Origin of the sequence: Bacteroides cellulosilyticus, assembly GCF_020091405.1 — a bacterium.
Lineage (GTDB): Bacteria > Bacteroidota > Bacteroidia > Bacteroidales > Bacteroidaceae > Bacteroides.
The window spans coordinates 5,678,918-5,690,787 of record NZ_CP081903.1 but is presented as its reverse complement, the minus strand read 5'-3'; the positions used below and the strand labels follow the sequence as shown (position 1 = coordinate 5,690,787).

Below are 11,870 nucleotides of genomic sequence, written 5' to 3'. Positions count from 1 at the left end.
AGTGCCTTTCGGACTGATAGCGTGGCAACTTGTAGCTCGTAGCTTGTAACTCGTAGCTAATAGAGCTTACTTGCCTGCTTCTGCATTCTTAATCATCTGCTCGCTGGCGTACATGTAAATATCTACGCGGCGATTCTGGCTGGCTGACATGCTGTCGTCATACTGATTGTAGCCTACGCCTTCCACCTTCTTGAACTGTGAAGGAGACACACCGCAATCTTGCAGATAATTCTCTACGGTATATGCACGGTCTTTTGAAACTTTCATGTTAGCTTCATACGTACCTACTTTATCCGTATGGCCTACGATTGCAATATCTGTTGTAGGGTCTTCTTTCAATATCTGGGCCAGTTCACGCAGAGAAGACTTGGAAGTATTGCTCAATGTAGATGAATTGAAACCAAACAGGATACCTGATTCAAAAGTCACCTTTACAGCGGCAAGCCCATTGGTATCTGTTACTTTCTCTACCTGTGCGCCTTCAATCTTGGCAGCTTCGGCAGCCTTCTTATCCATCTTATGACCGATGGCAACACCTGCACCCGTACCTACTGCTGCACCTACTGCTGCACCAATAGCCGCACCCTTACCTTTACCGATCAATCCACCGATAATGGCACCGGCAGCAGCGCCCGATCCACCACCTATCACACCACCTTTGGCAGTGTTATTCATTGTGCTGCAACTTCCTAATAATATAGCACCGCTCAATAGCAGTACACTAATCTTAATCTTTTTCATACTTTATTCTTTTAAAATGTTACTATGTTTATAATGCAAAGTTAGTTATATAACAATTCTATTGTTATTATGTTTAGGTCTTTTGTTCTGCATTTTTAGAGTATTTTTCTCTTTATCAATATAAACCACGAGGTAAGGATAATTCCTTTGGCAATAGTTGTTGCGCTTACAGCCCACCATATGGCGTCTACGCCCATTCCCATGTGTACCAGGAACAGTGCTACGGGAATACGCATATAGTTGCATGATATACTGATGATGGCAGGAGGAATCGTTCTTCCTAATCCGTAGAAGACCCCTTGCATGGTGATTTCCAGCATCATGAAGAGTTGTGAATAACCGTCTATGCGCAGGAAGTCACCACCTACGCGAAATGCTTCCGGTTCGGGTACGAAAATAGAGAATACCTCGCTTCCGAAAAAGATAAACAGCAGCGAACATAGTGTACCGAATATGGACGTCATCCATAATGTAGTGTACCAGGCTTTCTTTACCCTCGACTTCTCTCCGGCGGCATAGTTTTGTGCAATGAAAGTGCTTAGTCCGGTAGAGAAGCCTTGTGAAGTATTCCAGGTGATGGCTTCTATTTGTCCTCCGGTGGTAAAGGCCATAAGACCAATGTGTCCACCTTGTTCCGAAGCTGTACGTGAAAGGAACATATTGACAAAAGCGAACAAAGTATTCAGTGTGGCAACCGGAAGTCCCAACTTGAATATACGTCGGGTATACTTCTTCTTGAGACGTGTCAGGAAGGGAAATCCACCTAACAGATCGTCCTTATAACGTAGCTTATAGATGAATATACCGAATACCGTAGCCTCGGCCAACCATGTGGCAAGTGCTGCACCTACCGTTCCCCAGCCGAAACCGAAGATGAAAAGCGGATCGAGTATGATATTCATAATCAATCCTGTGCCGCTGATATAGAAGGGTGTTTTGCTTCGTCCTGCCGCATTGTATATTCCGGTGAAGGCTGCGGACAGAAACACGAACGGTAGTCCTGTTGAGACAATACGCAAGTAAGTCACGGCATTTTCCGTGATATGCTCTTTCAGCTCGAATATACGCAGGATGGGATTGGCAAACAAGAATAACAAAGCAGCCCAGCAGATGGAGATGAGCAAGGCAATACTGATATTGTGCGAAGCGAACTGTCGGGCATCCTGTTCGTTGCGTGCACCTATGGATTGTCCTACGCTGACTTCCGAACCTACTTTATTTAGCAAGGCTATGGAGCCGGACATCCACGTCAATATTCCCACTGCACCAACGGCGGCAACAGCTTCACTACCTATACGGCCTACCCATGCCATATCCGTCAGGCTGTATGCCATCTGGATGAACGAGGTAGCCATAATGGGCATCGCCAGATTGAATAGTTGGCGGTTAATGGGACCTTTAGTCAGATTCTTTGTTCCTTGCATTCTTTACAGTCTCTAAATTTCGGGCTGCAAATTTACGGATTATTTGTTAATAACCACGCTGCCGGTTGCTTTTCTGTCTATATCGTCCTTGCAGGTACGGACCGGATACCTATTTGATATGTTGCAATTGCAATATATATATCTTTTTATCTTTAAACTTTCTTGTGAATGAACTCTCCGTCAATCCAGTAAGTGGCGTGGTTTGCTGTAAATTTCAGTATTACATAGTTGGGATCAGTCGGTCCGCCGGGAAAATGATTGATGAACCAGTCTTGCCAAAGCTCTTGTTTTACATTTTGGTCTGTGATTACTTCCACATCACCTGTCATGCAAACACTGTTTCCCTGTGCATGGAAGCATAGGCCGCCTTTCGGATTCTTGCGGAAATCCTCGGTCTTCATGGAGTCGCTTCCGGTTGACATCCATACTGTTGAAATGTCTTCGGACTTAACCATACTCATAGGTACGGGGCGTGGATATCCTTCTTCATTTACTGAGGTCAGAACGACTACTTCACTTTCGCGCAACATTTGTGCGGCTTTTTCTCTCATTGTTTCCATAATGCAGAATTTGTTTTGTTAATTGAATGGTGCAAATATAGGTAGTCGGAGATATTCCTGCATTGTACAAAAACGACATTTATGCTTCTACATAAGTCAGTGTGACATCTTCTTCTGTCAGAGGAATAGAAAGGAAAGAGTAGGGAGTATTGCCGGATAACCTTTTAATTTCTCTTGAGAGGTGCGGCACGTCATAATAGCCTGCGTGGACAGCAGTAGAGAGCAGATTGTCACTGGTAGTGCCCCTTAATAAATCCACCGCGTTCTTGAATTTCATGATTCTGCTGTATATTTTCGGGGTATAACCTGTGTTCATCTTGAATTTGCGTTCAAATTGTCGCTGACACAGACAAATATCCTCCATCAATGACTGCACGGGCAGTTTTCCCTGATGCCGGTTAATCTGTTTTATTGCAAATACAATCTGCGGATCTGTCGGCAAATCGTGTTTATAAAGAGATTTGATAAATAATTCTTCTATGATCTTTACCCTATTTTCTAAACAGTCTTCTTCGCATAACCTTTCTGCAAAAGAAGTATCGAAAAAGCAGGTTACTTCGTCTGCACTGATTCTCAGGTTAGTCAGTTCGTGCAGTGGCAGACGGATAAAACGGGATAATCCGCAAGGTAGGAAGCGAACCCCTAACATGTGAACCGTTTCCGCATACGCTACCAATTCCGAATAGCTATTCATCGGACCTATAAAATAAGTACGATAAGGTTTCATGGTCAGACTGCCATTCACCGCTTGTGTTGCTTCCCCAAGGGTGAAGATAAAGTCTGTACATCCATCAGGAAGTATGTTGATACGCATTCCGTACTCCGGATTCCCTTTGAATTCCCAATACTTGTCTATATAGGGAGAAAGTAGTGCGCAGGGTTGGTATTCTTTATACATAAATTTAAAAGGATATCATGTACAAAGGTAATCATTGGTAAGTTACATTCCTCATTTTTCCATTTCTTTTTCCAGCCGTTTACTTGGAATGACCCATAGGCAAGCCATTAAAAAGTAGAAAAAGATCGAAATCCATACACAGACAAACGCAAGTGGTATGGCGCTGAAATAAATAACAATAGATAGTTTCTCTTTCATACCTCCGCCATGAAATTTCCGTAGAGGAAAGTCTTCCCCATGATAGCGGATTAAGGTATTCTCAAATATGCGGAAAGCGATGGCGCACATCAATAATACTCCTCCATAGAATGCCACAGGCACGGGTGACAAGTGATTCTTGCCAATCCAGTTTGTTGTTAACGGTATCAGCGACAGCCAGAAAAGCAAATGCAGGTTTGCCCACAAAATCGTACCGTTGATACGACGGGTAACCTGCATAATGTGGTGATGGTTGATCCAGTAGATACCGACATAGATGTAACTGAGTACATAGCTCACGAATACCGGAACCTGCGGGAGTAATGCTTTTAACGTCACATCCTCCGGCGTATCCATACCCAATACCATGATAGTGATGATGATAGCCAGTACTCCATCACTGAATGCTTCTAATCTCCCTTTATTCATATTCCCTTATGTTATATATCTGAATATACAACAAAGATGGGGCGATTTCGTTTTCCCGATTTGGCTATTTTTCTTCCGGTATATCCAGTTCTCCCTGGAAACTGATGGACTGACGGTTCTGCATATTCACGAATATCGTAGATGATCCGTTACTGAAAACGTCTATACTGAAATCGAACTTATCCTCTTCACTTCGTGCAGAGAACTTTATCTTGGCTGTTTCCTTCTTATCCCGCTCCAACTTATAGTCAGTGAGTGGAGCTTTGAAGTTTAGCCCTTCTCCACCGCCATAAGGAATAGAGTAAGCACGCCCATAGTAAGGCAGATAAGATATAACGGAATCATTTCTTATTTCCACAGAGTACGGTGAAGTTAGTGTAACAGACCGTCCTCGTGCAGGAAGAGCTCTGTTTACATTTATTTTATACTTCCCGGATGTGACCAGCTTTTCAACGGCCTGCTTCTTTAGTTCTTTTTTCTCTTTCTTAGTTTGTGCCGAAAGAGTAGGCATACTCATTGCAGTTATCAGCAATAAGGAGAAAATAATTCGAATCGTTTTCATACTATACTTTTTTATCGGTTATGTATATGAGTAACAATCAATTTTCCTTCTCAATACCCAGCAAATTCATCAAGTGAAAAAGAATATATTGCTTCCACTCCAGCATAAAAACCGAAAAATCGGTAGTATCTTTCAGGAATATGCTGGTGATCAAATTTTTTGTAATCAAAGGAAAAGTAAGCAAACCATAGAAAGTTATGAATACTGTATGTATGGGTACTTTCTTTAGTCTGCCTGCTTCCATTTCCATGAGCAGTCGTTCCTTTATTATCAGGAACGTTCTTTCAAACTGCATTTCCTTAGCTGCATCAAGCAGGTGGTTGACATCGCGCTGTATTTCCCCGCATATAAACTTTGGAATGTCAGGGTTTTCGGTGAAGAGTGATATATACTTATCCAATATAAGACTTACGCGATCTATGAACGGAAGTTCCTGCTGTATTATTTCCTGTACTTTCGGTAATAGCGACATCACTATCGAACCGAATACAGCCTGAAACATTCTGTCTTTTGTCCTGAAATAGTAGTGTAGGGTAGGACGGTTTATTCCTACTTTTGCGGCAATATCACTCATGCTGGTTTCAACGAAGCCTTTTTCTATAAAAAGCTGTTTCGCTGTTTCAATTATTTGATATTCCAACTCATTGTTTTCTGTAGCTCCCATGGTCTTATTTATTTTATGTTATCAACAAAAAGTAACAGGCGATTGGTGATATTCACATCGCTGACGCTACTGTCAAAATCTAAAGATAATATATTTATCTGAGGGTAGACAGACTTTATGCGTTTTTCTATTCCTTTTTCCACAATATGGTTAGCTATACACCCGAATGGTTGCAAACTGATGACATGATTGATACCCTGACTGGCAAAAGACGACATCTCTCCGGCAATCAGCCAGCCTTCACCGAACTGCGTGTTCAGCGAGATAACCTGCTTGGCTTTTTCCGCTTTCTCGTAAATATTTTCAAAGGGTTGAAAGTAAAGGAAGGCTTTTCCTATCTTGTTGATTTTATCAATCTGTTTCTGAACTTTTCCATAAAGCCAGTCGATAGCGAAATCAGGAATATATTTCTTTTTTATATGGCTATCCTGATTTACTTTCATATTGACGAAACTTTGCATGAAAAAGTCTGTCATTAATGGAGGAACCACCTCTATACCTCTGTCTATGAGCCATGTGGTGATATCTTTTTGTGCAAAAGGATTGAACTTTAGGAAGATTTCTCCTACCACACCCACCTTAGGACATGATTTTTGCTGACAGATCTGATTGAATTCGTCAACTGCCAGAGATAAATAACTGAGCAAATCTTCCGGTCTGTTTTTCAGGATAAGAGGCTTTGCCGCTTCCAGGTACATATCTTTTAATTTAGCTGCCTGTCCCGGCTTTTTCTCACGGACAACGGCGGCGTAATAGAATTTAGCTATGCAGTCGCTGTATAGAACAACGGCAAGCGCTATTGGCAATACTTTCAGCCAATTTACTTTGAAGCCGGGTTGCTGATTATCTATTCCGCTGCCGAATGCTATTGCCAGAATGGGAGTATGAGTGTATCCGTTTTCTATCAATGCTTTTTTTATTAAAGAGATGTAGTTGCTGGCACGGCATTGCCCTCCCGTCTGCGTAATGGCTACACAAGTGTTGTCCGGATCATATCGTCCTTCTTTAAAAGCTTTCACGATGTCACCCACAATCAGTGTAGCCGGGTAGCAAACTTCATTGTTGGAATACTTCAAACCCCAGTCGCACGAACATTCATCGCTTATGGGCAGAGTCTCCATTTCATATCCTGCCACTTTAAAAATGGAAGGAATAAGTGGTGATATAAAAGGGGTGAAGAATGGGGCGATAATCTTCTTCTTTCTGTCCTTTTGGGTGAAAGGAGGGAGGGATAAAGGTTTCTGTACCTGTCTCTCTTCAGCTTGTTGCAAACTGATGTGCAGACTCTCTACCAGCGAACGTACACGCAGTTTGATGGAACCGGTGTTACTTACGTCGTCTATCTTCAATAAAGTAAGATTTTTATTGTATTGTTTCAGTAAAGTGCGAATTTCGTCTATCAGAAAAGCATCCGGTCCACATCCGAAAGAAGTCAGCTGCATATATTGCACGTGGTTTCCCTGCTGCGCTGCCCATTTGGCTGATTTCAAAATACGGTTGGTAAATGCCCATTGAGCCAGAAAATTCACCTCTTTCAGTGGAATATCCTGATGACGGACGATATCATCTGTAATTACATAAACGCCCATAGCACTGATCATATTCGAAATCTTATGTTGTACCAACGGGTCCGAATGATATGGACGTCCGGCAAGGAGAATAATCAGCTTCTGCCTCTTATTTCCTTCTTCAACTATTTGCCGGTTATAGGCGATAAGTTCTTTTTCAAAATCGTCTTGTGCTTTCAGTGCATGGTCGAATGCTTTCTTTACTACCTGCTCTTGTACGCCCAGTGTGCTCAGGTAGTCACGGCATTGCTTATACAGCAATCCTGTATCCTTGAAAGTGATGGCCGGATGGTCAATCGGTAAATTATCTGTCTGGACATTCTTGATAACCTGTGAGTATCCGGACACAATGGGGCAGTTGTAACTGTTCTGTTGTTGCTTATCGATTTCTTCGAATATGACAAACGGCATAAATATCCGGTCTACTTTGTATTCGATAAGGTTTTGGATATGGCTGTGCACCAGTTTTGCAGGGAAACAGATATTGTCGGACATTACCATATTGGCCGCCTTCTCATATTTATTGAACGTCGAAGCATCCGACAGGCATACCCGGATGCCACACTCAGTGAACAAAGAATGCCAGAAGGGATATTCTTCGTACATATTCAGGCAGCGAGGAATACCTATGGTCAGTAGTGGAGCGGCTATATTTACTTGCCGGTCAAACAGGAGTTCGATTTTCTTTTCATAAGCATTTACGCCTTTCTCCGAAACATTCCCTTTATTGGTAAACACCTTTTCGCATTTATTGCCGGAGAAATAATGTTCTCCACTGCCGAAGGTGTACCGGGTGATGGCACATTGGTTTTCACATCCGTTGCACTGAACCTGTCGGGAAGTGAATTGGGCCTGATGCATCATATCTTCCAGATTTGTTACTTCGGCCGTCTTAAGTTGCTTTGCATAAAGTGCACAGCCTAAAGCACCCATTAATTCGGGACAATCGCTACGGAATACTTCTTTTCCTGTCAGCTTCTCCAGACCTCGTACGATGGCATCATTGCGCATGGTTCCACCTTGCACCACGATATGTTTTCCAAGTTCATCCGGCTTTTTAAGTTGAAGCACCTTGTACAGGCAGTTCTTTAGGACAGAGTAAGAAAGACCGGCCGCTATATCCGCCACGGATGCCCCTTCACGGAGCACTTGTTTCACTTTGGAATTCATGAAAACGGTGCAGCGTGTTCCCAAATCACACGGAGCCTTTGATAAACAAGCCGCTTTGGCGAAGTCCTCCACTTTGTAGTCCAGTGACTGTGCAAAGGTGCTGATAAAAGAACCGCATCCGGATGAGCAAGCCTCGTTTATTTCAATCCGGTTGATAATTCCGCCATTTGTGAAAATGGCTTTCATATCCTGTCCGCCGATATCCAGGATGAAAGACACATCCTTATTTATATGTTTGGCAGCCATGTAATGGGCTATGGTTTCAATGATACCGGCATCCATTTGGAAGGCAGCTTTTATCAGATCCTCTCCATATCCGGTGGAACATCCTCCTTTGATTTGTAGGATTGCCCCTTTTTTCTGACATTCTTTATGCAGTTTCTGCAATCCCTCTTCCACGGCTTTTATCGGATTTCCTTTGTTGTCGTGATAGTAGGAGTACAGGATATGGTTATTTTCATCAAGCACTACTATTTTGGTAGTGGTAGAGCCGGAATCTATTCCTATGGTAGCCTGTTGTATTCCGGATGTTAATTCCGTCCGCTGCACATCATATTGTGCCAATCTGTCCTTCCATTGCAGATATTCCGTTTCATCCTTGAAAAAAGGTGGAAGGCTATTTTGTGGCTGGTATGCCTTTTCTGATAGATTTTCCAGAAGTCCGATTAACTCAGTTATCTTCATTTTCCGGGAGTTCTCTGCCAGTGCTGCTCCCCAGGCTGGAATAAGATTACTTTTCTCCGGCAGCAGAAAATCGTTCTCCTCTGATAACTGCAAATAGTTGGCGAATGATTTTCTGAGTGCCGGAATAAATGTCAACGGTCCTCCACAAAGTAATATCGGAGCAACAATATCACATCCGTGTGCAAGTGTAACGATGGTTTGCACCGTTACAGCATGGAAAATAGAAGCCGCGATATCTTCTTTCGGTATATTCTTGGCTATCAGATTCTGAATATCCGTCTTACAGAATACACCACATCGGGAAGCTATCGGATGCACTCGTGTTGCCCGGAGAGCTAGTCCGTTCAGTTCATCCATCGATACTCCCAATAATATGGCCATCTGATCGATAAATGCCCCTGTTCCTCCGGCACAGTTTCCGTTCATCCGTAAATCGGTGGCTTGATTATTCTGGAAGAAGACGACTTTGGCATCTTCTCCTCCGATGTCGATCATGGAAGATATTCCGGGATGATTCTGCCGGATATATTGGGCTGCCGCTACCACTTCCTGCACGAAAGGCAGAGAGTATTTCTCTGCAATTCCCATGCCTACTGAACCGGTGATATTGATTGATAAAGTAACATCGTCCATCTGTTCTTTCAGCTGATGGAAAAATGCCAGTAGGCATTCCTGAACTTTTGCCTGATGCCTTTCATATTTGCAGAAAAGGACATTTCTCTCACTCTTATCCAGCACTATTATTTTAGCGGTAGTAGAGCCGATATCCAGGCCGACTTTGTAAGTATCCATAATAGAATTCTGCTGATTTGGTATATAAATAATAAAATCAGATATATTAGTCTGACACTAATGTCAGACGTTGTAAAAGTACGAAATCTTTTGGAAAAGGTGAGCGATTGTTTTTATTTAACTTTTGAAACTGTTTCCTGAGCTCTACTGGTAGGGAGCCTGTCTGACGGATTTAGTGGAGATTGAAATTGCTATCAAAAAGAAAAAGCCTCTGACTTGCAGAGGCTTTTTCTTTTCTGTGATCCAGCTGGGGCTCGAACCCAGGACCCCAACATTAAAAGTGTTGTGCTCTACCTGCTGAGCTACTGAATCAATCCTTTATTGCTGTTAAGCGGGCGCAAAGATAGAGACATTTTTTGAAAATGCAAAAGAATATCTCTTTTTTTGCTATCTTTGCCCGATATTCATCGAATGAGAATAGCATATACATTATTAATATAATACACTTAAAAACTTTATGGCAACAGTTGACGATAAAAAGATTATCTTTTCTATGGTAGGGCTGAACAAGACCATTCAACAGAACAACAAGCAGGTGCTGAAGAACATCTACCTTTCGTTCTTTTATGGTGCAAAGATTGGCATCATCGGTTTGAATGGCTCCGGTAAATCTACCTTGCTGAAGATTATCGCCGGGTTGGACAAGTCTTATCAGGGCGAAGTGGTGTTTTCACCGGGTTACTCAGTGGGCTATCTGGCTCAGGAACCTTACCTGGATCCTACGAAAACCGTAAAAGAAATTGTTATGGAAGGCGTACAACCCATTGTGGATGCACTCGCTGAGTACGAAGAGATTAACCAGAAATTCGGTCTGCCGGAGTATTACGAGGATGCCGACAAGATGGATAAGCTTTTTGCCCGTCAGGGAGAACTTCAGGATATCATCGATGCAACTGATGCCTGGAATCTCGACAGTAAACTGGAACGCGCTATGGATGCCCTCCGTTGTCCGCCCGAAGACGCAACTGTAGACCATCTTTCGGGAGGTGAGCGTCGCCGTGTGGCACTTTGCCGCTTACTGTTGCAGAAGCCCGATGTACTGTTGCTGGACGAACCTACCAACCACCTTGACGCTGAATCCATCGATTGGCTGGAACAACATTTGCAGCAATATGAAGGTACGGTGATTGCCGTAACCCACGACCGTTACTTCCTCGACCATGTGGCAGGTTGGATTCTTGAGCTCGACCGTGGCGAAGGTATCCCCTGGAAAGGTAACTATTCCAGCTGGTTGGAACAAAAGACCAAGCGCATGGAAATGGAAGAGAAAACCGCCAGCAAGCGTCGCAAGACATTGGAACGCGAGTTGGACTGGGTGCGTATGGCTCCTAAAGCACGTCAGGCGAAAGGTAAGGCACGTTTGAATTCTTACGATAAACTGATGAATGAAGATATCAAGGAGAAAGAAGAAAAACTTGAAATCTTTATCCCTAATGGTCCGCGCCTTGGAAATAAGGTTATCGAAGCGAAACATGTGGCAAAGGCCTATGGCGACAAACTTCTGTTCGATGATCTTAACTTCATGCTTCCACCCAACGGCATTGTGGGTGTAATCGGTCCTAACGGTGCGGGTAAAACAACGCTGTTCAGGTTGATTATGGGGCTGGAAACGGTAGATAAAGGTGAGTTTGAAGTAGGAGAGACCGTAAAGGTAGCTTATGTCGACCAGCAACACAGCGATATTGACCCGAACAAGAGCGTGTACCAGGTTATTTCCGGTGGCACGGAACTGATTCGCATGGGTGGACGTGATATCAATGCACGTGCCTACCTGTCACGTTTCAACTTCTCCGGTGGAGATCAGGAGAAGCTTTGCGGTGTACTTTCGGGGGGTGAACGTAACCGTCTGCATCTTGCTATGGCTCTGAAAGAAGAGGGCAACGTGTTGTTACTGGACGAACCTACCAATGACATTGACGTGAACACACTTCGCGCTCTTGAAGAAGGTCTTGAAGATTTCGCCGGATGTGCTGTAATTATCAGTCACGACCGTTGGTTCCTCGACCGTATTTGCACTCATATACTTGCGTTCGAAGGTGACTCCAATGTCTTCTATTTCGAAGGCTCTTATTCAGAATATGAGGAAAATAAACAGAAACGTTTAGGGAAAGAAGAACCTACCCGTGTACGTTATAGAAAGCTTATGAATGACTGATAACAGTGAGAATCTGATAGCATAA

At 43.2% G+C, this 11,870-nt stretch carries 9 protein-coding genes and 1 tRNA gene; 1 reads left to right on the top strand and 9 read right to left on the bottom strand.

All coding sequences use genetic code 11. The features are described from left to right. Positions 1–66: 66 nt before the first annotated feature. From K6V21_RS21830 to K6V21_RS21790, 9 genes are all read right to left on the bottom strand, one after another. Positions 67–741 (bottom strand): OmpA family protein, encoded by a 675-nt coding sequence (locus K6V21_RS21830; RefSeq protein WP_007213591.1) that lies wholly within the window; start codon positions 739–741, stop codon positions 67–69. Between the two features lie 95 nt (positions 742–836). Then, complete coding sequence (locus K6V21_RS21825; protein ID WP_217713641.1) at positions 837–2,165, bottom strand: MATE family efflux transporter; 1,329 nt, start codon at positions 2,163–2,165, stop codon at positions 837–839. Between the two features lie 152 nt (positions 2,166–2,317). Continuing rightward, positions 2,318–2,725, bottom strand: coding sequence for a pyridoxamine 5'-phosphate oxidase family protein (locus K6V21_RS21820; protein WP_224319853.1), 408 nt, complete (start codon positions 2,723–2,725; stop codon positions 2,318–2,320). Positions 2,726–2,804: 79 nt separating this feature from the next. Next, a complete protein-coding gene (locus K6V21_RS21815; protein ID WP_217713643.1) occupies positions 2,805–3,623 on the bottom strand; it encodes a helix-turn-helix domain-containing protein in 819 nt (272 codons plus the stop codon). Positions 3,624–3,674: 51 nt separating this feature from the next. Next, positions 3,675–4,250 (bottom strand): TMEM175 family protein, encoded by a 576-nt coding sequence (locus K6V21_RS21810; protein ID WP_217713644.1) that lies wholly within the window; start codon positions 4,248–4,250, stop codon positions 3,675–3,677. 64 nt (positions 4,251–4,314) lie between these two features. Continuing rightward, the gene (locus K6V21_RS21805; protein WP_217713645.1) at positions 4,315–4,812 is read right to left on the bottom strand and encodes a DUF4251 domain-containing protein; all 498 of its coding nucleotides are present in this window, start codon (positions 4,810–4,812) and stop codon (positions 4,315–4,317) included. 37 nt (positions 4,813–4,849) lie between these two features. Beyond that, positions 4,850–5,476 carry a TetR/AcrR family transcriptional regulator gene (locus K6V21_RS21800; protein WP_217713646.1) on the bottom strand — a complete coding sequence of 209 codons (627 nt, stop codon included), beginning with the start codon at positions 5,474–5,476 and terminating at the stop codon, positions 4,850–4,852. Positions 5,477–5,484: 8 nt separating this feature from the next. Next, positions 5,485–9,690 (bottom strand): acyl-CoA dehydratase activase-related protein, encoded by a 4,206-nt coding sequence (locus K6V21_RS21795; RefSeq protein ID WP_224319852.1) that lies wholly within the window; start codon positions 9,688–9,690, stop codon positions 5,485–5,487. Between the two features lie 239 nt (positions 9,691–9,929). After that, positions 9,930–10,002: transfer RNA gene (locus K6V21_RS21790), tRNA-Lys, on the bottom strand. Between the two features lie 145 nt (positions 10,003–10,147). On the opposite strand from K6V21_RS21790, the gene ettA reads away from it, so the two are divergent. Beyond that, positions 10,148–11,845, top strand: a complete 1,698-nt coding sequence (ettA, locus tag K6V21_RS21785) for an energy-dependent translational throttle protein EttA (protein ID WP_224319851.1) — start codon at positions 10,148–10,150, stop codon at positions 11,843–11,845. Positions 11,846–11,870 lie beyond the last annotated feature (25 nt).